This is a genomic window from Halobacteriovorax sp. HLS, assembly GCF_004006665.1.
Taxonomy (GTDB): domain Bacteria; phylum Bdellovibrionota; class Bacteriovoracia; order Bacteriovoracales; family Bacteriovoracaceae; genus Halobacteriovorax.
The window spans coordinates 629,793-654,047 of sequence record NZ_QOCL01000003.1 but is presented as its reverse complement, the minus strand read 5'-3'; the positions used below and the strand labels follow the sequence as shown (position 1 = coordinate 654,047).

The 24,255-nt window shown below is 32.6% G+C and carries 25 protein-coding genes and 1 pseudogene; 8 read left to right on the top strand and 18 right to left on the bottom strand.

Annotated features, from left to right (window positions below; all coding sequences use genetic code 11):
* Positions 1–250: 250 nt before the first annotated feature.
* Positions 251–1,297 carry an ankyrin repeat domain-containing protein gene (locus DPQ89_RS07685; RefSeq protein WP_127716344.1) on the top strand — a complete coding sequence of 349 codons (1,047 nt, stop codon included), beginning with the start codon at positions 251–253 and terminating at the stop codon, positions 1,295–1,297.
* A gap of 434 nt (positions 1,298–1,731) precedes the next feature.
* On the opposite strand, the gene DPQ89_RS07680 is transcribed toward DPQ89_RS07685, so the two are convergent.
* The 10 genes from DPQ89_RS07680 to DPQ89_RS07635 all read right to left on the bottom strand — a co-directional run bounded on the left by DPQ89_RS07680 (position 1,732) and on the right by DPQ89_RS07635 (position 8,962).
* A complete protein-coding gene (locus DPQ89_RS07680) occupies positions 1,732–2,637 on the bottom strand; it encodes a hypothetical protein (RefSeq protein WP_127716343.1) in 906 nt (301 codons plus the stop codon).
* The gene (locus DPQ89_RS07675) at positions 2,634–3,554 is read right to left on the bottom strand and encodes an FAD:protein FMN transferase (protein WP_127716342.1); all 921 of its coding nucleotides are present in this window, start codon (positions 3,552–3,554) and stop codon (positions 2,634–2,636) included. The genes DPQ89_RS07680 and DPQ89_RS07675 overlap by 4 nt, the downstream gene beginning before the upstream one ends.
* A complete protein-coding gene (locus DPQ89_RS07670; RefSeq protein ID WP_127716341.1) occupies positions 3,551–3,976 on the bottom strand; it encodes a TlpA disulfide reductase family protein in 426 nt (141 codons plus the stop codon). Before DPQ89_RS07670 ends, DPQ89_RS07675 begins: the two co-directional genes overlap by 4 nt.
* Positions 3,977–3,984: 8 nt before the next feature.
* The gene (locus DPQ89_RS07665) at positions 3,985–5,163 is read right to left on the bottom strand and encodes a DUF3570 domain-containing protein (protein ID WP_127716340.1); all 1,179 of its coding nucleotides are present in this window, start codon (positions 5,161–5,163) and stop codon (positions 3,985–3,987) included.
* On the bottom strand, positions 5,150–5,353 hold the full coding sequence (locus DPQ89_RS07660; protein ID WP_127716339.1) for a DUF4266 domain-containing protein: 204 nt from the start codon (positions 5,351–5,353) through the stop codon (positions 5,150–5,152). Before DPQ89_RS07660 ends, DPQ89_RS07665 begins: the two co-directional genes overlap by 14 nt.
* A 411-nt stretch (positions 5,354–5,764) precedes the next feature.
* Positions 5,765–5,965, bottom strand: a complete 201-nt coding sequence (locus tag DPQ89_RS07655) for a hypothetical protein (RefSeq protein ID WP_127716338.1) — start codon at positions 5,963–5,965, stop codon at positions 5,765–5,767.
* Positions 5,966–6,682: 717 nt separating this feature from the next.
* Positions 6,683–7,018, bottom strand: a complete 336-nt coding sequence (locus tag DPQ89_RS07650; RefSeq protein ID WP_127716337.1) for a hypothetical protein — start codon at positions 7,016–7,018, stop codon at positions 6,683–6,685.
* Between the two features lies 1 nt (position 7,019).
* The gene (locus tag DPQ89_RS07645; RefSeq protein ID WP_127716336.1) at positions 7,020–8,069 is read right to left on the bottom strand and encodes a hypothetical protein; all 1,050 of its coding nucleotides are present in this window, start codon (positions 8,067–8,069) and stop codon (positions 7,020–7,022) included.
* On the bottom strand, positions 8,066–8,560 hold the full coding sequence (locus tag DPQ89_RS07640) for a YceI family protein (RefSeq protein WP_127716335.1): 495 nt from the start codon (positions 8,558–8,560) through the stop codon (positions 8,066–8,068). The genes DPQ89_RS07645 and DPQ89_RS07640 overlap by 4 nt, the downstream gene beginning before the upstream one ends.
* A 24-nt stretch (positions 8,561–8,584) precedes the next feature.
* Positions 8,585–8,962, bottom strand: coding sequence for a hypothetical protein (locus DPQ89_RS07635; protein WP_127716334.1), 378 nt, complete (start codon positions 8,960–8,962; stop codon positions 8,585–8,587).
* 113 nt (positions 8,963–9,075) lie between these two features.
* On the opposite strand from DPQ89_RS07635, the gene DPQ89_RS07630 reads away from it, so the two are divergent.
* Positions 9,076–9,891: a LysR family transcriptional regulator gene (locus DPQ89_RS07630; RefSeq protein WP_127716333.1), complete on the top strand. Its 816-nt coding sequence runs from the start codon at positions 9,076–9,078 to the stop codon at positions 9,889–9,891.
* A 649-nt stretch (positions 9,892–10,540) separates the two neighbouring features.
* Here the strand turns inward: DPQ89_RS07630 and DPQ89_RS07625 are convergent.
* The 4 genes and pseudogenes from DPQ89_RS07625 to DPQ89_RS07615 all read right to left on the bottom strand — a co-directional run bounded on the left by DPQ89_RS07625 (position 10,541) and on the right by DPQ89_RS07615 (position 13,118).
* Positions 10,541–11,230 carry a hypothetical protein gene (locus tag DPQ89_RS07625; RefSeq protein WP_127716332.1) on the bottom strand — a complete coding sequence of 230 codons (690 nt, stop codon included), beginning with the start codon at positions 11,228–11,230 and terminating at the stop codon, positions 10,541–10,543.
* 232 nt (positions 11,231–11,462) lie between these two features.
* Positions 11,463–11,873: a hypothetical protein gene (locus tag DPQ89_RS18490; protein ID WP_164848302.1), complete on the bottom strand. Its 411-nt coding sequence runs from the start codon at positions 11,871–11,873 to the stop codon at positions 11,463–11,465.
* 48 nt (positions 11,874–11,921) lie between these two features.
* Positions 11,922–12,044, bottom strand: a pseudogene (locus tag DPQ89_RS18820) (TetR/AcrR family transcriptional regulator); the annotation flags it as partial.
* A 60-nt stretch (positions 12,045–12,104) separates the two neighbouring features.
* Positions 12,105–13,118: an NAD-dependent epimerase/dehydratase family protein gene (locus DPQ89_RS07615; protein ID WP_127716331.1), complete on the bottom strand. Its 1,014-nt coding sequence runs from the start codon at positions 13,116–13,118 to the stop codon at positions 12,105–12,107.
* Between the two features lie 360 nt (positions 13,119–13,478).
* Between DPQ89_RS07615 and DPQ89_RS07610 the strand changes: the two genes are divergently transcribed.
* On the top strand, positions 13,479–14,903 hold the full coding sequence (locus DPQ89_RS07610) for a hypothetical protein (RefSeq protein ID WP_127716330.1): 1,425 nt from the start codon (positions 13,479–13,481) through the stop codon (positions 14,901–14,903).
* Between the two features lie 121 nt (positions 14,904–15,024).
* Here the strand turns inward: DPQ89_RS07610 and DPQ89_RS07605 are convergent, their stop codons facing one another.
* Both DPQ89_RS07605 and DPQ89_RS07600 read right to left on the bottom strand, forming a co-directional pair.
* Complete coding sequence (locus tag DPQ89_RS07605; RefSeq protein WP_127716329.1) at positions 15,025–15,459, bottom strand: DUF805 domain-containing protein; 435 nt, start codon at positions 15,457–15,459, stop codon at positions 15,025–15,027.
* 134 nt (positions 15,460–15,593) lie between these two features.
* The gene (locus DPQ89_RS07600) at positions 15,594–16,400 is read right to left on the bottom strand and encodes a hypothetical protein (RefSeq protein ID WP_127716328.1); all 807 of its coding nucleotides are present in this window, start codon (positions 16,398–16,400) and stop codon (positions 15,594–15,596) included.
* A 174-nt stretch (positions 16,401–16,574) separates the two neighbouring features.
* Here DPQ89_RS07600 and DPQ89_RS07595 point away from each other — a divergent pair, with 174 nt between their 5' ends.
* The 4 genes from DPQ89_RS07595 (at position 16,575) to DPQ89_RS07580 (ending at position 21,217) form a co-directional block, all read left to right on the top strand.
* On the top strand, positions 16,575–18,485 hold the full coding sequence (locus tag DPQ89_RS07595; protein WP_127716327.1) for an MFS transporter: 1,911 nt from the start codon (positions 16,575–16,577) through the stop codon (positions 18,483–18,485).
* The gene (locus tag DPQ89_RS07590; RefSeq protein WP_127716326.1) at positions 18,478–19,914 is read left to right on the top strand and encodes a phosphatidylserine/phosphatidylglycerophosphate/cardiolipin synthase family protein; all 1,437 of its coding nucleotides are present in this window, start codon (positions 18,478–18,480) and stop codon (positions 19,912–19,914) included. The genes DPQ89_RS07595 and DPQ89_RS07590 overlap by 8 nt, the downstream gene beginning before the upstream one ends.
* Before the next feature lie 127 nt (positions 19,915–20,041).
* Entirely contained in the window at positions 20,042–20,461 is a 420-nt protein-coding gene (locus DPQ89_RS07585; RefSeq protein WP_164848301.1) for an SRPBCC family protein, read from the top strand.
* An 81-nt stretch (positions 20,462–20,542) separates the two neighbouring features.
* Positions 20,543–21,217, top strand: coding sequence for a glutathione S-transferase (locus DPQ89_RS07580; RefSeq protein WP_127716324.1), 675 nt, complete (start codon positions 20,543–20,545; stop codon positions 21,215–21,217).
* 7 nt (positions 21,218–21,224) lie between these two features.
* Here the strand turns inward: DPQ89_RS07580 and DPQ89_RS07575 are convergent, their stop codons facing one another.
* Positions 21,225–21,728 (bottom strand): hypothetical protein, encoded by a 504-nt coding sequence (locus DPQ89_RS07575; protein ID WP_127716323.1) that lies wholly within the window; start codon positions 21,726–21,728, stop codon positions 21,225–21,227.
* 373 nt (positions 21,729–22,101) lie between these two features.
* Positions 22,102–23,613, bottom strand: coding sequence for a bacteriohemerythrin (locus tag DPQ89_RS07570; RefSeq protein WP_127716322.1), 1,512 nt, complete (start codon positions 23,611–23,613; stop codon positions 22,102–22,104).
* A gap of 240 nt (positions 23,614–23,853) precedes the next feature.
* Here DPQ89_RS07570 and DPQ89_RS07565 point away from each other — a divergent pair, with 240 nt between their 5' ends.
* Positions 23,854–24,255, top strand: a complete 402-nt coding sequence (locus tag DPQ89_RS07565; RefSeq protein ID WP_127716321.1) for a hypothetical protein — start codon at positions 23,854–23,856, stop codon at positions 24,253–24,255.

Genomic DNA, 24,255 nt, shown 5'->3' with positions numbered 1-24,255 from the left:
ATATAGGCCGTATAGAATATAGACAGGTTGTAAGTTGTTGAAATTTTCATAAATCAACTTAATACGTTATTTAAAAAAGTACCTCGTTGTTCTAATAACGAAGGCTTGAGTTATTAAGGTCCATAGTTTTGAAGTGGTATAGCGAGTAACTTAATAAGTAGTAAACTTTTTTCATTATACACCTAAATATATTGAAAAATGATCCACAAAAGGTATTGTTTCGCTAAATATTATTTTATAAGGAATATTGATGAGATACGTTCTAACCCTGGCACTATTAATCACCACTACTACATCTTTTGCAAAATGGGACTTCACAGACCTAGACGAGGCCTTTGACGTTTTCTACAGAGCGCTTGGCGACAGTCGATTTGATGCTGACCCAGAGTTTCTAGAAAAGTATCTAACATACTCTAATCGTTCGGAAGGGCGTGTCGGAGGATTGAACCCAGACTTTAATTATGGAGACGAGGAGAGAATGACTCTCTTAGGAGAGGCCCTCAAAGCTCCAATCACTAAGAAGAGATCTCAGGTTATAGATCTACTCATTAAGTATGGCGCTGATCTCGATTGGCTACTTGAGGGAAAGGTTTCTCAAAAAGGTAAGAAATGGGCCTTTACAAGTGATTTTGAGTTCTGTCAGCAATTGATTTACCGTATAGATGGTTATAATAATAAAGAGTACCGCTCAATTGAATTAATTAAAAAGATCACTTCTTACTCTTCAAGAAAATTAGGCATCAAAGGGGGATTGCATCCTCAGTATAGTTGCCTGGGCGGAGAGTTTGATGAGTACAATAGCACCTTCTTGCATTGGATGGCAGGGGGTTATGAAAATGACTATGAAGCGACAAAGGTCTTAATTAGAAATTTTGGAATTAAGACTGATCACGTCAATAATTTTGGCTACACTCCTCTCTATATGCAAGTCTCTAAGAATAATTTTGGAGCTGTTAGGGCCCTTGTTGAAGGTGGAGCTGACGTAAATTTTGTTCAAAAAGTGCCAAATAAAGTTGTGACTCCCATATTAGAGGTGACTAGTCTGACTGATCAGAATAAATTAGATATTTTTCTTTACTTGGTAAAAAATGGAGCAAAACTACATATGGATTGGAGTAGCGCTTATGGAAAGTGTACTCTATTCTATCGCCTGATTCACACTGTCTACCATAGCCCAGAGGAGGAAGATCGCGTGATTTCAATAGCTTTTAGAGCAATGAAAGAAAGAAATTATAAATTCAAGATGTGCGATGATGAATCAGATTACGACTATTCTCGCTACTATAGAGATCTCTAGAGTATAAATTAAAAGAGTAAATTTTATTGAATTATCTACCTAAGAAGATTGGAGAGTTCTTCACCGTTTAAATTATTTTAACATGAATTTGATTTATATTTTTAAAAAGAGAGTTGTCTGTAGGGGAGATTGATACTTTAGATTTCTTGAATAAGTTGCTTAATTTGTCCTATCCTTTTTCCACTTTCAATGATCATCTTTTTAACCATAGGATCGTACTTCCCATACGCCATAGGGTCCTCCTTCTTTGTTAATTTTAATGGTCTTATACTGACGAAAATTCGTCACTCGGCTTCCGAATTCTCGGTTTTTCCACGATTAATTGATATGTTTTAGTGTTTTTTTGGTTTTTTGGGGTTCTTTCGGGTTCAGCACTTGATAATGAGGTAGGCCTTAAAAGACTTATCACTTTTTACTAATTCATTGGCGAGTGGTTAATAGCTATAGCTCATGTAAGAGTAAATACTATAATTTAAATTAGCTACATTTTGGCTATCACCAACTTTATACACGTTAGAAAAAAGATATCCTTTTAGACCAACATTTAAACCATCGCCTTGAGTACCTAAGTTTACTTTCAGGCTCCAGTGACTTAGTGCTGCTTTTTTCACTTCTCTGTTATTAATCATTTCATCAAGACGATTCTCTTGATAACCGACACCTAAGTTTCCAGATAATCCTAAATAAAAGGTACTGAAAGGATAGAGAAAGGCATACCCAAGTCCTACCCCAAATTGTTGAGCTTCAATTGTTTGTAAGGTGCTAAAAAATGTAAACTTATTTTGCGAGTCTTCTTGGATTAGACCACCTGAATCGTGGACTCTAAATCTGTCGTAAAAACCTAAAAACAACCATGAAGATGAAGGTTTAACACCTCTTGATCCATCAGAGTTAAGTGCTCTCATATCAAAGTCTGAATTTAAAGCGTACGTGAGATTTATACTACTTTCTCTACTTGTCAGTCTTTCTCTTTCTAAGCAGTATTCACAAGAAGACTCATCTCTTTCATCACTACTAAAACCTATCCACTCTTGATAATAAAGCCTTATAAAAAAATTCTTTATTGGCAGCCCAATCCTAAAACTCTTATATGAGTTGTTGCCTACGTCACTATTTCCATAGTTTGTATCTTTAATTTTCCCTCCGTACTCAAAATAAAAGTAGTCAGTAGAATACTTTACTCCCCAATGAAGACTGGCGTTAGGCCTAAACTCTAATACGTTTTTATTAGATCGTAATAAAATCGAATGATTTGGTTTTTTTATCTGAAGAGTCACCGTTGATAGTGCAAGGACACTACTAGAGTTTAAGAAGATTATTAATAGTAAAAATATTTTCATAAACCAAACTGTGCCATTGCCTTATTTGATAAATGAGATGTCCCACTAGAGTCTATAAGAACTCCAAAAATATTTTGTTCATTGAGCGACTTCAAACTATCTGCTATTCCTTGGGCCATAGAAATTGTTGCCCAAACATCTGTATCCATACAAGTATCAGCAACAACTGTAACACTTACTGGAATTGTTTCGTCATATTGTTTTGCTACGATATGGTGATCTCTTAAATTATCATTTTTATTCTGAATATATGAACCTGACGTAGAAACGCTCCCATTAGCAATTTGAACTATACCTGCGGACTTACTGCTATCCATTGAAAAAGGGTTTCTAATTCCAACTTTCCACTTTCTTGGTGCGTTTTCAGATGAGTGAACCCTCATATCTCCAGATCCGTTAACTGAGAAGTTTCTAAACCCATTTTCTTTTAAAAAATTAAATGCTCTATCAACAGCATATCCTTTACCAATACCACCTAATCCAATTTTTTGATCTTTAAAAGGCAGATAAATAGTTTTGTCATCCAAATTAATTTGAACTCTAGAAAAATCAACGAGAGCTTTAAGTCTGTGCTTCTCTAATAATCCAAGTTTTTCTTTTTGTCGCCATACACTCAAGTAACTAGCGTAAGTTGGATCAAATAGACCTTTAGACTTCTTAAAGTAATCTCCACTTTTTTCAAGAAGGTAGATGAGTTCATCATCAATTGAAACTTTATCACATCCAGCCGAGTCATTTATCTTTGTAATCAAAGAAGGAGCAAACTCAGTAAACTTTTTTTCAATTCTTAAAACTTCATTGTGAGCATCTTTAAAAAGAGCTATCGCCTTTTCTTTTGACATACTACTTTCAAGATAGCCTTTATAAGTAAAAGTCCCGCCCATAGCCTTAAAAGAGAGTTCACATAAATTATTCATAGTGACTCTGGAGGGATATTCTCATGAAAAAAAATGTTGCCGTTTTCATCAACAACAATTGTCTGAGGAAGGCTTAAAATCCCCATCTCTTTTGAGACCTTCTTAGATTTATCCATCAAAACGGTGTAAGAGAACCCTGTTTTTTTAAGAAATTTTTTAATCTTCTTCTGACTATCTCCTGCATTAATCGCGATAAAAGTGACATTTGGATTCTTTCTTTTAAGCTCTTCTAAAATAGGTATCTCTTGGATGCAACTTGTACACCAACTGGCCCAAAAATTAATAAGGGTCTTTTTTCCTGCTTTGTACGTAAAAGATTTTTCTTGTTTATAAACTGGTAATGAAAAGCTTTGAAGAGTTTTTGCACTGAGTTCAAGACTGAATACTAAAACTAATAAAACTATTAAAAGTACTTTATTCATGATTATTCCTAAAAACTGTAATTTAATCCCATTTGATAGTAACCATAGCGCATACCGTTTGTACGATAACCACCAACAATACTATGCGAGATGTTTACATCTTCAAGATCAAAACCAAATACTTTTCGATCTTCAAGTGATGATTCGTAAAAGATCCCCGTTTCATAACTTGTAAATTCTTGTAGGTCTGAGTCACTTGTCATATTAGTTTGAGCCTGACTAAAATTATCGGCATAGAATTCAACAGAGCTCTGATCGTGAACACGCCCAAAGATTTCTATATAAGACTCATCCTCTTCGATATCAAATAAGTAAGCACCTCTAAATGTATGAGACGTTAAATCCCACTGATCCCAATAGTAGCGATAACTTAAATTAATAGAACTTGTTTGGCTTAGTCCATGCACCCACTTAGAGGAAAGTGCATAACGACTTCTTGTATCTGGTAAGCTCTCAACTGCTCTAACTCCTGAGATATCAACAGTACTTGCTGTAGACTCAAGAACTCCCGAAGCTCGCGCAAAAGTAACTCCAAATTGAACAATATCTCTTATCGTTAGGATTTGACTTGCAGTTAGGCTTGTAGCAAATATCTTACGCTCAAGCCCTGTCGATATCACAGCGTTTTGTGGGTTTGATAAATCTTGAAATAGGTCCACTTCGTCTAAGAAATATTGAACACTAACTCCGAGAGTAAAATTATCTTTGGCAAACGACCTTGAAATATTCAAACTTCCATTTAATGATCGATAATCATACTCACTAGAAAATCCAAGATTAGCACCATAAGTCCATCTATTTGCTAAAACCTTTTTCTCACTTTGAACACCTACGTTAGCTGCGACTCTCGTTTGGCCCATAATTGGTGTTCCACTTGCACCAGTATAGTTATCAAGTTTCGTATCACTTGCAGCAGTCCAGGCATCAAAGACAACTCTTCCATTAATTGCAGTATCTTCTGTAATTTGATGTTCGATAAAGACCATAGGTTCAATTACATTAGCTTCTTCACGACCTGTACCATCTATGACCTGTCTTCCATCATTACTATTTTGGTGATAAAGATTGAAAACCTTCTTAACTCTTGTTTTCCCCTTCTCCATCATTTCAGCAAAAGCGTTCTGTAGTGTTAAAAAAGCTAGAAATATTTCTTTCCAGTTATTTTTTAAAAACTTAATTACAACCACAACCACCACCAACGGCTTCACTTCCACCAATTGCACCTTCTCTAAAACTTCTCACTTCATTCCTGAAAACAGACTCTTCAGGGTGGGGGTCAAGTTGCATAATTTTTTTCGACAATAGACCTCTATCAATTTGTTCTACATTCGCACATGACGACACTGAGATAAACAAGATGCAAAATATCAACTTCATAAACAACCTCTTTATTATATTTTGTAATAAAATTATAAACCTAGGCTGTTATTTACACAAAACAAATAAAACATTTGTTATAATTAGGTAATCTTAAAAAACCGAGTTATTCAGTTTTAAAAACCTTTTATAATGGCGAAGTATAAGGATAGGACAAATTAAACACCTTCTTCAAGAAATCTAAAGCTTCAATCTCCACTACAGACAACTCTCTTTTTAAGAATATAAATCAAATTCATGCCATATTTATAGGTTATCTTTATAAAATTACGACTAAAAGAGAGAGGAAGGATGATATTGTAATCAATCCTAATCATGATAAAGAACCAGAAGTGAACACAGTGGATGATACTAGTCACTTTAAAGATAAGAAAGATTTTGAACAGTCAAATTCAGTTATTGAACGCTTTTTTAAACTTTTTGGGCTGCTGTCTTTTCTAGGCTTCCTTTAAAATTTTTCTTCATGACTATAAGTTCTTCGTCTGTTTTAGAAATTAAAATTTGGCTAATCAATTGATTGTTATTTAGTTCGTTGGAGAGCTTGTTATATAAACTGCTGTGGTACTGTAGATTAGGATTAACATATTTGTAGTCTAAGCTAGCTAATTCCATATCAATTATATATAACTCACTCTTGGCGAGTATTCTTAGGTCATTAGATATTTCTGAGTTCTCTTTTATTTTACATAGTTCCAGATAGTTTTTGTACCCTTCTGTTGACCTCGACTTTGATGAATAGCTCTTTATTTTAGAGAAAATCTTATTAAAACTCAGTGTATATTTAATGTTTCTCTTTCCTTCTTCCTTTAGGTCTACAATTTCTTGTTGTAACCCAAGTCGTTGTGTATAAATTCTTTGTGAAATTTCTTTGGAAACCTCGTCTACTTTTATATCAATTTTATGTTCAACTTTTGTCTTAACGTATTTATCAAGTGCATCTTGTATTTTTTTTTAATATTTTTTTCATTTAAGCTTTTAGATATAATCTGCTTTGATCTTTCTTCTATATGTTTAATCGCAAAGTTATAAGTGTAAAGTAAGGTTGTGATAATGGTGATGATTCCACCGGCCATAAAATAATATACCCCGTTTCTTATTCTTTTATCTTCTGAATAGATACTTGCTTACCTAAGAAGATTGGAGAGTTCTTCACCGTTTAAATTATTTTAACATGAATTTGATTTATATGCTTAAAAAGAGAGTTCTCTGTAGGGGAGATTGATACTGTAAATTTCTTGAATAAGGTGCTTAATTTGTCCTATCCTTTTTACGATTTATTGTTCATTGTATAAGACGTTACACTTCTTCTTTGACCTTTTCGTATCTAAACTATTCTAAATCTTTAATATATTTATAGATCAAAGTCACTTCATCCTTCGTTAGGGGTGGACCACCGAAGGGCATCGTTCCATCATTCGTTCTTCTATATAACATTGAACTCTCTGGCTCACCTGCGACAACTCGACTTAATATCTTTGAATCGTCACTTATCCAGCCATGGCAACTGATACACTTTGGCATAAGTATCTTTTCTTTTATAAAAGAAAGCTCTATTTTCTCAATCTCTTCCAGATTAATTCTGACAAACTGAGCAGCTTCATTTGTCCCTTGTTCAGAACATGATATAAATAAAGAGCTTAAAATTATGAAAATATTCTTTTTCATTTTATCCCCATATGTTTAAAAATAGTTGCGCTATTGAAATATTTTCCTCGACACTATTTCGTTCAATTTTCTTCAGATCATATTGAAAAGAAATCCATTTCCAGATCTTTAATCTCGTTCCAAATCCAACTCTTGTTTCTTCTAGCTCAAAGTTTTTGTTACGATTTGCAAATTCATAATTTATAAATATTAACGTACTCATATAAGGAAAAAAACTTAGTCTTATTAAACTTGAGTTCTGATCTAAACTGCTTCCTTTTTTAAACTCTCGTCTGCTATAAACACCTTCATAAAATAGTGCCCATTTCGAAATAGTTGCTTTGAAGTTAAGGCCTATGCTACCTCTGTCAATTGTCTCTCCTAAGCTGTAGTAAGAGAAGCCACCTACGTTAAGATTCTTAGATATATACTTTCTGTAATCAACTGCGATACCAGTCTCCTTATTAATCCGGTTTTCTTGAAAACTTGGTCCAAAGAGAAATACTTTTTTACTAGAGTCTTTAGTCACTTTCAATAAGCCTATAGTTGATGCAAGATCACTAACATTCATTCTATTTAGTGATTTATTTAGAGTTGTGTGATCGACAAGGTTTAATCCAAGATTAAATCTCTGTCTCCCTATGAAGAAGTTTTTATAATGATATATTGCTTTTCTAAAGAACCATAAATCTGATTGTTTAGGCTCCTCTATACCAGATGCAATAGCTTGAGACTCTGGTGCTCTCGCAATATCAATAAAGACTTCACCAGCTTCTTTGAAGTTTATATTTGTTAAAATATCAGATTGCATTGGAAAACTTCTCTTTGAACCATTTGCATCAATCTTTGCATATCTAAACTGAAGTGCGTAATTGAAACGAGATTGATCAGTTTTAAAGTTTTTTGAACTAATATAAGAGCTGGTATTTGAAATATACTTACCATATTCCGTAAGAAGCCCGCCTCCTTCAGCTGACTTATGACAAGCAATGCAACTTGAGTACCCTTTTACTATCATGTTTTCATATCCATGAGCTGATAGTGTTAAAAGAAGTACTAATAATGATTTCATTTCACTGTACCTTCTATTGTGACATTTACCTCGTCATTAACGCTAACTCCTGCAAAGCTTGGTTTCTTTAGAAATAAGTCACTAAGCTTAATTATGATTGAGCATAAAAGAGTTTCTCCTTCTCTAGTAATTAAGAATTTAGATTTGATTTTTTTATATGCAATACTAAAAGTTCCTTCCATCTCGCACTTTGAATCCTCAAATAGACATTCAGAAGTATTTATAAATTCCAATTTTGATTTTTTTAACATCTTGTGCAGATGTTCATCTCTTAATTGCATTCCAGTTGTTAATGAAGTTGACTCAAATGAAACATTAACTTTATTAATCTTTTTATCAGTTAATTCAATATTCCCGCTTATTTCTTGTAGGGCCTCTCCGCTGATATTCATACCAGGTACATTAGTAGAAGCATTGAAATTGATTTTCATATTCATAGTTGCTGCATAAGTTGTATTAATCATTAAAACTAAAATAAAAAACAATTTCATTACTTTCTCCTAACTTTAATAAATTTAAAAATTGATAATGTGCCAAACTTGCCCAATATTATCACCGTTAATATCTCCGATCTTTTTATCTCCTATAAAGAAGTACAGAGGCTCGCCATTTAAAGTTACTTGCAACTCCCCATTGTCTCTTAGATGAACACCAAATGGTGTAGGAAGAGTTTCGTGCTCTGTTGTAAAAGCAGGCCAAGTTACAAGACAAGCTCCATGGCAATTTGATTGATTTTCAGAATTTACGTCGAAAGTATAAAGCGTCATTCCATTAGAATCTGTAAGAATACTTATCAGGGCCTCTTCTTGCTCTACAAGGTTTACTTGAATGAAGCTTGCTAGACTCACTTGAGATATTAAGAGCGCAAAAATTGTAACTAGTTGTTTTTTCATAAACTTATCCTTCTTTGATGGTTTCGTCTCTTATTAGACTTTCTGTGTTTTAGCGTAATAATTACTATAGTTGCTAGTCCTGTAGAGGATTAACTGATATTCTTTGTTGGAATATGAAGAATAGAAAAGAGTTTACAGATTTTCTTGTCGTTGCTGAGTATGAAAACTTCTCTAAGGCCGCGGACTATCTGGGCTGCAAGCAATCTGGACTATCTAAATCGATTAAAAGACTTGAGCAAGAAGTCGGAGCAACTCTATTTATTAGAGGAGCTAGGAAACTTGTTTTAACTGATGCTGGCAAGGTATTTCTAAAACATCTAAATGATATTACGCATCTCTCTTCAAAGTGTTTAACTGAAATTAATTCTTTAGATACGATCGCGAGTGGTTCTTTCCACTTCGCCTGTCATAATATTTTTGCAACATACCTTCTTCCTACAGTATTGAAGAAGCTTACGAAGTACCCTGCCATAAGTATTTCAACAGAGTTCTGTAGTTCTAAAGCTAGTGTTGAACTTGTTAACGACCTAAGTGCAGATCTTTGTATTGCTATTAATCCTACAAAATATCTAGACCTTGTTATTACTCCTCTTTGGAAAGAGTTTATTGGATTGTATTCTATTGATGGCAAAGAGAAGGAACATATTCTATACAACGAAGAAATGATTACAGCATTTAGTACTCTCGCTGAATTCGAAAATACTAGTAAAACAAATATTAATGACTACAAAGTTATTAACTCAATTTTAAAAAGAAATAATGATTTCATGGGTCTTCTACCAAGTCCAATTGCTGAAAATAGCAAGAAGCTAAAACTAGTGAAGAAAATAAGTAAAGATATGAATGTTTCTTTGGTTTATCGATCTGATCGCCCAAGGTCCCGCGGATTCTCTTATTTAGTTGACGTCATTAAATCTTTCAAGAGATAAGTCATTACATTTTGTACTTTTTTATGCTCAAACAACTTTAATACTCTTCTATTTTATTTCTCAAAGAAGAAGACCTCTTCCAGAAGTCCTAGGCTGATGCATAAATATAAGTGCGAAGCACTCCGTGGGGTTAGTATTACCGACGGAGTTTTTTACGTAGTTTTCTGTAAAGAAATCTTAAAAAAGTAAAATACCCAAGAACTAGCATTGCAATACTGAATAAGCCTGTAATGGATTTTGGGTTGAGATGAAACTGACTCTCTAAGTTGTTGTACTGACTTAATGTTAATGTAATGCATTCATTAGGCTCATTTCTACAGTGTAGATCTATATTCATTTTTCTTACTTTACTCATTACGCCCGCCCTTTTCCTTCTTTACTTTATATTCTCAGGCTAATTATATATTAAATAAAAGAAATATGTATCCGTTTACTTTCTGCGACCATATGTTCCTTCAAAGGACTTTCGGTGCATCTCTTTTCGTTTAACTCCATAGCTAACACAGGTTTATTGAGATATCTTACTATTACTTATTTAATTTCATCAGAGGATCTCTACTATAAAGCATTTTAAGCTTTTTTGGATTAGAAATATATATTTGTCCTATCCTTCAAGTAAGGTCGAAGGCCTGATCTTTAGTATTGATATTTATTCTTCAAAGGTGAAATTTTCTACACTATCTGAGTTGTTTGTAGATGAATTATTAAAAATCTGACCAGAGTAACCAAGGTTACGTAAATGAAGGAGCAGCATTTCAGCAAAAGAGAAGTCATCTTTTATATTCTTTGGGCTAATTTTTTTACGAAGTAAAACTACTGGAGCTCTTACTAGGTCCATAGGGAGGTGAGCAACAATGCTAGTAGACGAAGAAAACGTTAAATCTATTTCATATCTGTTATATTTTTTATCTACAATACTTAGGTATGAATTTCTTATCGTTTGAGTACTTATTTCTGTATCATTAAATACTATTGAAACCTCAGTTATATTCTTTTTGTCTAATTTAATTCGTTTTCCCACTCCGAAGAATTTAGAGTATTTTTGAAAATAGATAGAATCTCGATTTATAACTAAATACCTATAGCTTTTAGTGTTGTTTAAAATATGCGCAAAAAATAAAATTATCAAAATAAATGCTAGTGAACCAAGTAAGCTATAGATTAATTCGCTAAAGCTGTTGAGGAATCCTGACAATTTCATTTGTATCATGATAAAAATTTCTATAAAGATGATTACGTAGAGTGCATATCTTTGATAAATAGCTATATCTGCATAAAACAATAGAGAATCATCATCAACTACAAATGAATGTATCTTTTTAGGTATCTTATTATTCACTTCAAATCTCTCTAAAATGTATTTTAACTATATTGCCTGTAGGCGTTTATGATATCAGGATTTTTGGTTTAGAAGAAGATATAAAAGATGGGAGAGTATAGAGCTAGTCCAATTGTGTACTATTTTTCATGAGTTTGAAATAATTCTTAAAAATGTAGTTGTATGTATTAGTATGAAAAATATTTCTCTGGTGTTCAGGAAGTCTATTGCAAGCTGTTTTTAGATACTGAGTCTACATGTTTTTCCAAAGGATTCTAAAGGCAGTACTAAGTTCTTTTTCAAAGTCATAAATTAAATCGCTAAGATCATTCTGCGATAGTACTCTTTTAACATTTTCCGGTGGATTGCAGTGCTGCCAAGAGCCTAGAAAAAAATTATAGGAGACTAGAAATGTAGAACTAACTTTCTTGATATCCTTAGTTTCTAAGATCTCTGCAATTTTTGTTACAATTTTCATCGTAATATCTTTCACTTTACTTTTGAACTTAAGGATATATTCATCAGAAAGACCATTTTCTAAAATTAATGGAGCGATACTTGATAGGTAGACTGCTTTCGGAGTATTTGTTGCTAGATCCATATAGGCCTTCAGAATTTTTTCAATAATATTATCTTTTTCACTCGAATCTAATAGTGCCAACATATTTACTTCAAATTGAACAAAGTATTGCTCAAGTAGGCTTAAGTAAATCTCTTCTTTACTTTCAAAATAAAGATAAACAGTCCCCTTCGCAACAGAGGCCTTTTTAATTATTTGATTAACTGATGGAAGCGGGAAGTTACCTTTTTCAAGTAACTCCTCCGCTGCAGCTATTATCGTATCTCTCTTTATATCTTTTTCTTCTTGTGAATATGCTCTTGAGATAAAGACTCCTTAGGGGATATTATTTAGTTTTATCCAGTTTAGTGTATCAATAAGTGTTTCATTAATCGGTCTTGCCTGCCAGCCAAGATCACTTTTTATTTTTTTCTTATTAAAATTTTGTACCGTGCCATTAAGGTAATCGTCAATAACTCCTTTAGTCATTGTTCTCATATTTCCCGTTAATTTATTTTCAATAGCATCTAAGCATGGAAGGAGAGGGATGAGAAACTTCGGAGCTTGTTTCGTTGGTAGTTTTAGGCTTGGGTCGTGATCTCTAAATATTCCCATAACGTCTTTCATTGAGATTAAATCACCGCAAGCTATGTATCTACCTGCAGAGTGTTTGGTCTCATAGGCCTTTATGTGAGCACTAACAACATCTCTTACATCTACATACGAAAACGAAACTGGGAGCATCATCGGTATTTTTCCATTTAGTAGCTTTTTAAAGAAGTACGTTGAAGGAGTATGTTGATAGAAGTTAGGGCCAATAATCATACCTGGTAGTATCGTTACGACATCTAAGTTTAACTCTTTAGCTTTCTTCCAAAGTAGCTTTTCAGCTTCATTTTTACATTGGGCATAGAACTCACTTGCATTGTCATTCCAGTGAGATTCATCTTTTTGTTCATTAACTTTTGAAGATCCAATCGCTGCAACTGATGAGGTATAGACAATTTTCTTTATCATTGCTTCTTTTGCGGCCTCTAATGCATTTATTGTTCCATCTATAGCTGGCTTTCTTACATCTAGGTCTAGATCTTTTGTGTGCATCTTAAAACCCGCTGCAATTTGAAATAGACCTTCACAACCTGTGAATGCTTTTACTAGTGACTCTTTGTCTAAAAGGTCTGCTTGAACAATTTCTACTCCTAGTTCCTTTAGAACTTTTGTTTTCTTTGGGTCATTAATATTTCTAACAGTGGCCCTAACATCATAGCCTTGCTTTACAAGTTCTCTTACAAGATTATTTCCAACATGCCCATTTGCGCCTGTAACTACAACTTTGCTTTTTTTTTGCATAAAATCTCCATTGATTAGATTAAGTGACCGTCGGTCAGTTGTTGGTATGTTACTGACCGTTGGTCATTTGTGCAATAAAATAAAGTCTTCTTTCTAGATTAATGCTCATATTTCTCGTTTTTTCAGTTACTTATCACTATGGGGTAGTTTAGCTCTAGGTGTTCATTACGCCTGCTAAAAGATAGAAGTAGAAGAAATTATCTTACAATATGTGTGAGTGATCGAATTAGTCCTAAACCTATCGCCATATATTTCTTATGTGTCGGCCCGTAGTGCCACGCTTGTATAATTAATACAGATAGAGCAATACATAACTAAAATTTAGTGATATAAAACTGGAAATCAATTTTGGAGATTCTTATGTTTGGTAAAATTATGTTCACTTTGCTTTTTTCACTTTCGTTTACGACTTATTCGTCTGAACTTAATGAGTTATTAAAGAGAAAGCAACTGCTTGAAGCGAAAATAGAGGTCATACGAGAATCTGAGCTTTCTGCACAATTTGAATATAGTTTCCGCAAAAGCATTTTTTCTCATTCTGATCATCAGCTACGTTTCTTTGATGAGAAACTGAATCAAATGAATAAAGAGTTTTTGGACTTTGCTCAGTCGAAGCTTGCAGATAATCAAGCCGGGTATACTAGTACCACTGAAGATTTAGCTGATAATGTAAAAGAAAAACAAATCGTCTCTAGCTTTCTTGAATCAATTGTAAAAAAAGTTGATGCCAATTACGCTGAGCTAGTTTTAATCGAAAAACAAAAAGATGTCCATCATATAGAAATCTCGAATTTTCTTAGTAGTCATTCTCAGCACCGTATCGAAAGAGAGCTTCTGATTAAGAATATTCGCCTGTATAATGCTTCTCAGTTAGATCTAATAAGTAAGATTCCTAGACATGAGGAGGAACTTTTAAGATGGACTTATTCTCTAGCGAACCTGGATGCTCTAAGTGATGTTTTACGACAACGTGTTGTTACGCTTGAAAATATTTTATTTTTTCGAGGAAAGGATAAAGAGTTTTTTCTAAATTATGGAATTCTTTTAGAAAGCTTTAAAAAAGATCTGACTGAGTTCCGCTCTAGTCAACATCTGTCGTCTCATTCAAGGCAGTTTGCAAATGCATTAATTGACTTGTGTTTAAATGAGCAAGAATTTTCAAATATTTCTAGTGAAGCAAAGGAAGGACTCCATATTGTCGCAACAAATGACTATAATCAAACAAGGATGGATCGTTCTTCTATAGTTAAGGAAATGGATACAATAATCGCTAAAGTAGAATCAGATAAGAGAAAAGTTAACAATTTCTATAGACGACTAATTACATGGGAAAAAGTTAAAATGAATTTGAAGAGTGATCTTTCATCGCTAGATAAGAAGCTCTCAAAAACCTATCCTGGATATTCACAGCTAGTAGCTCCTTTAGGACCACTCTTAGAAAGAGAAGAATCTATTGTTGGAGAGTTATCTATACTTAAAGTTGAAAGATCGCGAGCAAAGCAACAATTAAAAGATCTTGGTCTTAGTTTTGTAAAGCTTAAGCGCTATCAGGATAATCATTTATTTCTTACAAGAACACTTAGTCCTTTAGTTGATATGATTGTAAAAGATGAGGCTGAACTTGATCGTATTTATAATTATCACAGTGATGAGTTGCCAAAATTTGAAAAACTAAAAGAAGACTCTCATCGTGAGTTTGTAGATCTTTCTGAGACAAGATTTTCTTATGAAAGAGAGTTGGCCGAAGTGAATAGGTTGATTGATATTATAAGAGGTCTTAATTAGTAGGTAGTTTTACTTACTTGAAATGTAAGGGCCATAGTTTTAAAAATTATAGAAAAGCTTCTTTGCATAACAAATGCTCTGTATGAAATCATTTTAGAAAAGAGATACTTTATTAAGTTTTTTAATTATCTTTGTTAATCACATTTGACTTTTTGAAGAAGTCAGATGGAATAATGCATCCAAGTATTTGAATAGCGATGAGGGAACCAGGTATTAAGAAAGTTATTACAAGTACACAAATTATGACATATTCATTTTTGCAAGATTTTCTAATGTCTCTAATTCTTTTTATCGCATTCATGTAGATAATTACAACGAATGCAAAGAAATACAACATTAGAGGGAGGGTTGATAAGAAAGCTAAACCCTTATCATGACTTGTTGTTAGGTGTAAGATGGCTATAAGTAGTACTGTTGATAAGTAAGCCTTTAATAAGAAAATAAAAAATTCTTTTCTGTTCAGTATTCCGGCCTTTTCAAAATAGCTGGTGCTGGTTTTTAGAGATGTTTCTGTTGTTTCTACTTCTATTTTTGTTTCTTCTTGTATGTATTTCATTGAATTGCTCTCTTTGTTGTCGTTAATACTTTGTTTTATATTATTTTAAAGGGAAACTATTCAATCTTACTGCTTAAGATGTTACAATGTTATGCCTAGTTATGTAGTTCAGTTATTTTAGTGGGTTGTGCTTCTTATAATTTGTAACTATGTAACTTTAACAAGTCCCTTAGAGAATTTAAGTAGTTATTGTAATGATTTAGTAGTGGAGTCCACAATGTTTTCGCTCTATAAATTGGTGCATCTACTAATTCAATCAATTGAACATCTGGAGACAATGTTTTGAAAAGTTCAGTCATATTTCTTTGATTGTTAAGTTGGTACGGATAGCGAGTTTCTATCTTTTTAATAATTTCTTTAATTGGAATATTCTTGTCTATTAAACTTTTTGATAAGTTTGACATTTCTTCTGCTTCTGAAATTCTCTTTATAAGCTTCTCAACTTCAAGTTCTATTTTTCTTGTTTGTCTCTCTATCAAATTATGAGGGTTTAATAGATGCTTTATTTCTATTGAATAACTTGTAGGAATGGTTGTTTTTTGTCCAACTATTAAGGCATTCATTTTATCTCTATATAAAGACACAAAATGATATAGAAAATAAAAATTTTGAAGATCATGAGTAGAGTCGTCACTTACAATTCTTGTTATTATTTCGAGTAGGCCAATACTTGTAAATTGATATGTTGGTCTGTTCTTTATAAGGTTTTTCTTAAGTAAACCCTCTTCTTTCAAGGACTCTAATATTCTTTGAATTTGCGTATTTTGAACTTCTAGACAATGACCTTTTAAAGTTGTTTCCATCCAGTTTGATAGTAGCTCAATAAAGAATTTTAAATCCTTTTGTCGAAAGATAGAATTTTGCGTGTTCGCGTGGCAAGCAATTAGCGCCGAATTAATGAATAGAGAATGTTTGTCATAGAATGCATCAGTTCTTGGCATAACTTTGTAACCTTTGTGTAGTCTTGTAAGTATAAGTAATTACAGCTTAATATTCTTATCGGTAACAATGTAACTTTTTTAAGTGAATAGGAATAAATATCAATGGTTTAATTATTTATAAATAAATATTGATCCAACTTCCTGATAATCCGATATGAATAAAAAGGACTATTTATGAATTACGTAAAACATTTAATGAAAGATAAAAGGTTTTTGCCTGCTTTTTGGACTCAGTTTTGGGGTGCTTTTAATGATAATGTTTTTAAGAATGCACTCATAATTCTTATAACATATAAATCTTTTTCTATAAGTAGTTTTTCCTCTGAGCAGATGGTTGCACTTTGTGGAGGTATATTCATAGTTCCATTTTTTGTATTTTCAGCTTTCGCTGGACAAATTGCTGATAAGTTTTCAAAGAACAAGTTAATGTTTTGGATTAAATGTTTGGAAGTTGTTGTTATGATTTTTGGCAGCATTGGCTTTTTATCTGAAAATATTTACTTACTTATGATGTCACTTTTTCTAATGGGTCTTCAGTCGACATTTTTTGGACCTGTTAAATTTAGTATTCTTCCTGAGCTGATTAATGACGATGAACTTATACAAGGAAACGCCTTAATTGAAATGGGAACATTTCTATCTATTTTGATAGGTACTATTGTAGGTGGACTGATAATATCGATTCCAGATACTGGGAAAATGTACGTTTCAATTACGGTTATCATACTTGCTCTAGTGGGGACTTTTTTTTCTAAGAAAGTTCAAAATCTATCTCCAGTTAATCCAGAGTTAAAGTTAGAGATAGGATTTTTTAGACCTACTTTTAATATTTTAAAAATTGGGAAGAAAGAAAAATCTGTTTGGTTGTCAATATTAGGTATATCTTGGTTCTGGTTTCTCGGAGCCGTTTTGTTATCTATTTTTCCTGTCTATGTTAAAGATGTTTTAAGTGGTACTCAAGAAGTTGTTACGCTGTTACTCGCTCTATTTAGTATTGGTGTTGCAATTGGCAGCATGTTGTGTGAAAAACTAAGTAAAGAAAGATTGGAGCTTGGTCTAGTGCCTGTTGGTTCAATCGGTATGAGTATTTTTATAATAGATTTGTTTTTTGTTGGTATGCTTGACTCTTCTGGTTTGAATGAGGTTATTACTGTTTCGAAGTTTATTTCATATGCAATTTCTTATCGAATAATGTTTGATATATTGATGTTCTCTATCTTTAGTGGTTTGTTTATAGTTCCACTCTATACACTCATTCAACAAAGATCAGATGATAGTGTTAGATCGCGAATTATCGCGTGTAATAACATTATGAATGCATTATTTATGGTCATAGGGAGTCTTGTTTTAACTTACTTTTATTCACTTGATTATGCTATTCCTACCTTATTTCTTATTTTCGGAGGAATAAATGCAATTGTTTCTCTTTATATCTATAGAATCTTACCCGAATTCTTATTGCGTTTTTGCGCTATGGTTTTGACTAGAATCATTTATAGAGTTCAGGCAAAACGGTTAGTTAATATTCCTGAAGAAGGAGCAGCAATCTTGGTGTGTAATCATGTGAGTTTTGTTGATTGGTTAGTAATTGCGGCAACAATTAAAAGACCTGTTCGTTTTGTAATGCACTATAGTTTTATGAAGATTCCTCTTGTGAGACTTCTATTCATAGGTGCTAAAGTAATACCCATTGCTGGATATAGAGAATGTAATGATACTCTTAATAAAGCATATGATCAGATTAGTAAGGCCCTTGAGGATGGTGAGCTTGTATGTATATTCCCAGAAGGAAAAATTACAAAAGATGGCAGTTTAAATGAATATAAAAAAGGGATTGAAAATATTCTTGATAGAAATCCAGTACCAGTAGTACCAATGGTCTTAAAAGGATTATGGGGAAGTTTCTTTTCTCGAAAGTATGGTAAGGCCGCAAGTAGGCCATTAATAATTTTAAAAACTATTAAATCTAGAGTTTGTTTAGATATTGGTGAGGTCTTAGACCCAAACGGGCTAAAGGCTTCCGATCTTTATACAATCTCATGTAATATGTTAGATCAGAGTGTAGCAAGCAAAGATTATGATTAAAAAAATATTTAAATTTTTTGCAATATTCTTTCTTAGTTGTTTGGGAGGTATATACTTAAGTTTTGTTGGATTCTACAAATGGGAAGAGTTACAAATTGAAAATAATGAAGCTATTCATAAATCAATTTCAAGTCACTCTACTATGTCTCACCGAATTATCCCGCTGAATGAAGGACCATTGTCTTTAGCTAAGCGGTTAGAGATTATTGAAAGCGCTAAGAATTCAATTGAATTAGAATTTTTCATCTATGACTTAGATTTTGCAAGTCAATTAATAACCAAGGCGTTGATTAAAAAAGCACAAGAAGGAGTAAGGGTAAGGATGTTAATAGATTTTTCCTTACCAGTTTTTAAGCTAAAACCTATTTATGCAAGCTTTTTAAAAGAGAGGGGAGTTGAAGTAAAGTATTACAATACTAGTGAGCTTTATAAAATATTCTCTGTTCAGCATAGAAGTCATAGGAAACTGTTAATTGTGGATGATATTAAAGTCATTACTGGTGGACGAAATATCTCGAATGACTATTTCAATTTATCTCAAAATTATAATTTTCTAGATTCGGATATTTATTTAGAGGGTGAGATTTCTAAAAGTATTAGAGAGAGTTTCGATGTTTATTGGAATTCTAAGCTTGCTGAAGATAGCGGCCTTACTTCGAAGGTCACAAATGAAGAACTACAAAAGGCAAAAGCTTTTATCAATATATCTGAAACTGATAAAGCTTTAGATGAAAATGTTAATATTTTAAAGAAAGATATATTAAAAAATGAAGAATCTTTTGCATGTAATGATATTACTTTTGTAACAGACCTTCCTGGCGTTAGTTTGGAAAATAGAAGAGTTTATAAAACTTTAGAAGTGTTGTTACAAAAAACTGAGGCAAGAGTTTTTGCTGAGAGTCCATATTTTGTATTACGAAAGGATGGTCTTGATCTTCTTCAAAAAATGGACTCTAGAAATATTAATCTAACTGTTTTAACAAACGGTCTGTACTCAACAGATGCTTATTATACAATTTCAGCTTTATATAATGTACTAGATGATTTAGAGAATACGAAAATTAACCTATTTTCTTATAATGGAAAAAGACCTGCAATTAAATATGAACTACCGGTCGAAAACTCTACTAGATGGGGAACTCATTCTAAAAGAGCAATCATTGATAGTGATACTTTTGTTATAGGTACCTATAATATAGACCCTAGATCAGCTAATCTAAACTCTGAACTTATAATTGTCTGTAAAGGAAATGTAGAGTTGGTTGAACATACAATGAGTGATATGTCAGCACGAGTGAAAAACTCATTGCCTATCGTACAGAATGAAGAATTATTTTTGGATAATTTACTTGTCGGATCTACATTTAAGCAAAGAGTCAAATTCTATACTGCTATTCCATTTGCGCGTTTATTTGACTTCTTGCTTTAGCTAAATTGAACTTTGCGTATCAAATGATAGAGGCTTATTGTGTCTTATTTAGAAATTTATTCTTTCAAATAAGTATATATCAATTTCTATCATGACAATAATTTTACTATATGCTATGTTTGAATATATGAAATTTGAACATGAAATTACAATAAACGCTTCTTTTGATCTTGTTTGGGACACAATTATTGATATAAATAATTGGTCTCAATGGACACCAACTGTTGAGTATTCATCTTTAGATGGTGATACATTTTCTCTTGGTAGTATTGCTACTATAAAGCAGCCAGGTACTCCTGCTTCTAAATGGAAAGTTACGGCGTTCAGTAATAGAGATAGCTTTACCTGGGATTCTGCTCAGTTGGGAGTAAGGATGATAGCAAGTCATGAAATTCGAAAGATTGACGAGAGTCACACAATAAATATACTATCTTTAGAATTAAAAGGCTTTTTGACCTTTCTTCTTTGGCCTATTTTAAAAAGAAAAATCGAAAATATACTTTCAGCGGAAAATGAAGGTCTTAAACTATATTGTGAGAATCAATAGAAACAGATTTATCTACTTCTAGCTTTTTTATAATATTTTTCTCAGACTAATAGAATTCCAATTTATTAAAAGGATAAAATTGTGATAACTGTGCACCACTTAAATAATTCAAGATCTCAGCGTATCCTATGGTTGCTGGAGGAGTTGGGATTAGCTTATGAAATTAAAAAGTACGAAAGAGATCCAATTACCTATTTAGCACCTGAAGAATTAAAGCAAGTACATCCTCTTGGGAAGTCTCCAGTAATTACTGTTGATGATATAGTTATTGCTGAGTCAGGGGCAATTATCGAGTTCTTAATCAGGGAATATGGTAAAGATGGTTTCAAGGAGTCTTCCGATAAAAAGCTAAAACAAAAGTTAAGTTATTGGCTACATTTTGCTGAAGGTTCTTTGATGCCTCCTTTTGTAATGAAGTTAGTATTTGATAAAATAAAAAACAGCCCTATGCCTTTTTTTGTAAAGCCTGTTGCTAGAATGATTGCTAATAAAGTCATGACTTCTTTTGTTGGTCCAAATATTAAAGGTAATTTAGATTTTATAGAGGCCCATTTAAAGAAAAATGACTGGTTTTTAGGAAATGAGATTAGTGCAGCAGATATCCAAATGAGTTTTCCGCTAGAAGCAGGTATGGGAAGGATTGAAAATAAAAATGATTACCCTTCTATTTTGAAATTTGTTCATAAAATACAAAAAAGAGCGGCATATATAAGAGCTCTGGATAAGGGGGGGAGATATGACTATGCTCAAAAATGAATAGTGTTTATTCTATTTTCCAATTTTTCCCATAATCTTGAGTTTCAACTTTATATTCTTTTTGTTTTATAAATGCTTTTGAAGTAATGATAAAGGATACATGTCCTTTTGATTTAGAAGTAATCATCGAATAGATAGGGCTATTTTCACCATTGTACTGTTGAGATAAACAATTCGTTCTCGCCCAATTTCTTGGAAGCAACCCTTTTACTTCCTTTGCTTTACTTTCTTCTAAACATTTTAAATATAAATTTGTATTGATTAAGTTATTGGGTATGTCGACAGGATTCCAGATCTTGAAAGAATTACACTTGTCCCAGGAGATTGCCAGGCCTTTTTGAATGGTTCTTAAAATAATTGAATCGTTATCTGTTACTGTGTATGCATTTTCGGCTTTTTTTACTAATTCTTTAAAGCTAAGTCTAGAGACTTGTTTTGATAATTCGTCAGCAATGTAAATATCTCTCCAATTTTCATGTTTCTTATTTTCTAAGCTTGAATTGCATTTCACCTTTATCTCCGGTCCTGTATAGTGGAGAGGGTAATGAACATCAAACAACTCTATTTTTAATAAAATATTTTCTTTTTCATGGAAAACGGCTTGATTGACTTTTATTTTGTAGGATCTGAAAATACTATAGTATGCAACAATGCCTAAGGCCAAAATGATTGTGATGGAGATGGCTAACTTTTTCAATTCTTGATCACTTCTTTGTATAATTGATCATTGTTATGTTCAAAAATAGTGATTGCTGAATAGAACATTTTACCAATAGTTTTCACTGTTTTATTATACTATAAGTCCATATAATATTAAATGCCTTTAAAGTTGATTTAATTGGTCGGGATAAGTGCGTTTTATCTTAGTTAGCTGGTTTAGTCTTTTATGATCTCACACTTGTTGCATGATGGTCTGCGTATTTCATGTCGACTCCCATTATATGGGTAACAAGCCAATTTTTTAAGAATGCCACGACCTTATCTTTATTTATTGTTCCAATTCGAAGGTCTGCACCATGTTTATTTAGCAATTGAATTAGATTTTTGTGAATTTTTTTATGGGCCTCATACTCTGGGTAGCTAATACTTTTCATATATTCTTCTTCATCTTTAAAATGTATCTCAGTGTAATCTAATAGATCATTAAAACTTGCGATTATTGCTCCTTCTTGAGCTGAGTTCAGATTGGTAACTAGAACATTAATTTTATCTACTAAAATTTTATGTTCCTTATCCATTTCCGCTACATTTAATTCAAGTTTATCATTCCATATAAATAAATCGATATCGTTACTTTTAACTTTTGAAATATTTGGAATAATTGACCTGAAACTTTCTATTAAAGTTTCAAGAGACTCTGATTCTTTGGAGACGCTATAAGCTACTTGCTTTGCTTGCCCAGAGATGAGAGTTGTTTTTTGATTAATTTGATCAAGTTGTCTTACTGCATCTGTTATCTCTTCTACGCCAATAGTTTGCTCTGTTGAGGCCCTAGATATGTCTTGAACTAAATGTCTTAGACCTTCAACTCCTCGAGATATACTTTCAAAAGATGATTTACATTCTTCTACAGCTCTTTGGCCCCCATCGATACTTGTTACACCTTTTTCTAATATTAATTTAATTTCGCTAGAGTTTTCCTCAACTATATTATTTACCGTTGTTATAGATTCTTCAAGCATAGATGATATTTCATTTGCGGCCCTACCACTTAGGTTTGCTAAATTTCCTACTTCCTCAGCTACAACTGAAAAACCTTTCCCGTGTTCGCCTGCTCTGGCCGCTTCAACGGAGGCATTAAAGGAGAGCAGTTTTGTCTGAAACACAATGTCGTTAATAATTTTAGTTTTCTCATTTATCTCGTTTATCACTTCGCTAATTTGCAAAATCTTGTTATTTGTTTCAGAGATAAAAGAGCTGAATTCCTCGTTTCCCTCTTTGATTGTTGAGAATGATTTAAGAAGGTGTTCAACTGCACTTCTGCCTTTTGAAGTTGATTCAACACATTCGCTTACTTCAGTGGTTGCATTCTTTGCATGATCAGTATTTTTTTGGGCTGTTGCAAATATTTCATCTAAAGCACTCGCTGTTTGATGAAGAGACTCAGACTGTTCAACAGAACCAAGCTCTAGCTCATCAGTAGTATTGAGAATTTGATCGCTCGTACCGCTAATAACCTCTCCTGTTCTCTCTAGATCTTCAAATAATTTAGTCATTTTTCTATGTTGGATTTTTTGTTTTATACTTATTCCAATAAATGGCAAGACTGCTAATATACTCATTAAGTAAAAGCTCTTATTTAATTCTTGATTAAAGAAGTATGTTCCAAGCATACATAGTAAGTAGAAAACAATCGCTCCAAGATTTTTTCTATCCAGTATTTCTAGAAATTGCATAAATATTCTCCTATATATATTTCTCGGTAAGTAATCTAGATATTTAAGTAAAGAAAGGTTAAGAAAATATATAGAATTGTATAGGAAAACACTTGGTTAATGGGTCTTAGGATTTTCTCTGCCACAGCTGAGACAAATATTATGATATCTAATAATTATATTTAGTTCAGATAATCTTTATGTTTTCTGTTTATCATCCAAAATGTTAGAAGTCTTAAAAATCAAAAAGGAGAGATGCCGGTGAAGTTTTTAATATTACTTATTTTAACAATTAATACTAATATCTTAGCTTCAGATCTTACGCAAAGTGATCAGATTGAGATTATTGAAAGTCTTGCAAAATCTGAAAGAAGAAGCCTATGGGTTCAAGGACATGAGAATGTTGTTTCTTCTATTGAACATGTGACTAAAACTTCACTAGTTGAGTATCTTTCTCAAAGTAAATATTATGAAAGTAATTTAGAGTTTGATGAAGAAGACAAACTATTTGGATGCTTAAAAAGAAAATCCTGTGAATTGTATCTTATTTCTCTATCTTCAGAATACTATAGTGGGTATGGAGTTGACTCAGTGTTTGTTCAACTTAATGTTAATACCGGCAATTATGATAATCGAATTAGACACAATATTTATTCAGAATAA

Bases quoted from the DNA above. Each gene is read 5' to 3' on its own strand.
- DPQ89_RS07685 (WP_127716344.1), top strand. From the start codon at position 251: ATGAGATACGTTCTAACCCTGGCACTATTAATCACCACTACTACATCT.
- DPQ89_RS07680 (WP_127716343.1), bottom strand. From the start codon at position 2,637: ATGAAAATATTTTTACTATTAATAATCTTCTTAAACTCTAGTAGTGTC.
- DPQ89_RS07675 (WP_127716342.1), bottom strand. From the start codon at position 3,554: ATGAATAATTTATGTGAACTCTCTTTTAAGGCTATGGGCGGGACTTTT.
- DPQ89_RS07670 (WP_127716341.1), bottom strand. From the start codon at position 3,976: ATGAATAAAGTACTTTTAATAGTTTTATTAGTTTTAGTATTCAGTCTT.
- DPQ89_RS07660 (WP_127716339.1), bottom strand. From the start codon at position 5,353: ATGAAGTTGATATTTTGCATCTTGTTTATCTCAGTGTCGTCATGTGCG.
- DPQ89_RS07655 (WP_127716338.1), bottom strand. From the start codon at position 5,965: ATGGAATTAGCTAGCTTAGACTACAAATATGTTAATCCTAATCTACAG.
- DPQ89_RS07650 (WP_127716337.1), bottom strand. From the start codon at position 7,018: ATGAAAAAGAATATTTTCATAATTTTAAGCTCTTTATTTATATCATGT.
- DPQ89_RS07645 (WP_127716336.1), bottom strand. From the start codon at position 8,069: ATGAAATCATTATTAGTACTTCTTTTAACACTATCAGCTCATGGATAT.
- DPQ89_RS07640 (WP_127716335.1), bottom strand. From the start codon at position 8,560: ATGAAATTGTTTTTTATTTTAGTTTTAATGATTAATACAACTTATGCA.
- DPQ89_RS07635 (WP_127716334.1), bottom strand. From the start codon at position 8,962: ATGAAAAAACAACTAGTTACAATTTTTGCGCTCTTAATATCTCAAGTG.
- DPQ89_RS07630 (WP_127716333.1), top strand. From the start codon at position 9,076: ATGAAGAATAGAAAAGAGTTTACAGATTTTCTTGTCGTTGCTGAGTAT.
- DPQ89_RS18490 (WP_164848302.1), bottom strand. From the start codon at position 11,873: ATGTTGGCACTATTAGATTCGAGTGAAAAAGATAATATTATTGAAAAA.
- DPQ89_RS07615 (WP_127716331.1), bottom strand. From the start codon at position 13,118: ATGCAAAAAAAAAGCAAAGTTGTAGTTACAGGCGCAAATGGGCATGTT.
- DPQ89_RS07610 (WP_127716330.1), top strand. From the start codon at position 13,479: ATGTTTGGTAAAATTATGTTCACTTTGCTTTTTTCACTTTCGTTTACG.
- DPQ89_RS07605 (WP_127716329.1), bottom strand. From the start codon at position 15,459: ATGAAATACATACAAGAAGAAACAAAAATAGAAGTAGAAACAACAGAA.
- DPQ89_RS07600 (WP_127716328.1), bottom strand. From the start codon at position 16,400: ATGCCAAGAACTGATGCATTCTATGACAAACATTCTCTATTCATTAAT.
- DPQ89_RS07595 (WP_127716327.1), top strand. From the start codon at position 16,575: ATGAATTACGTAAAACATTTAATGAAAGATAAAAGGTTTTTGCCTGCT.
- DPQ89_RS07590 (WP_127716326.1), top strand. From the start codon at position 18,478: ATGATTAAAAAAATATTTAAATTTTTTGCAATATTCTTTCTTAGTTGT.
- DPQ89_RS07585 (WP_164848301.1), top strand. From the start codon at position 20,042: ATGAAATTTGAACATGAAATTACAATAAACGCTTCTTTTGATCTTGTT.
- DPQ89_RS07570 (WP_127716322.1), bottom strand. From the start codon at position 23,613: ATGCAATTTCTAGAAATACTGGATAGAAAAAATCTTGGAGCGATTGTT.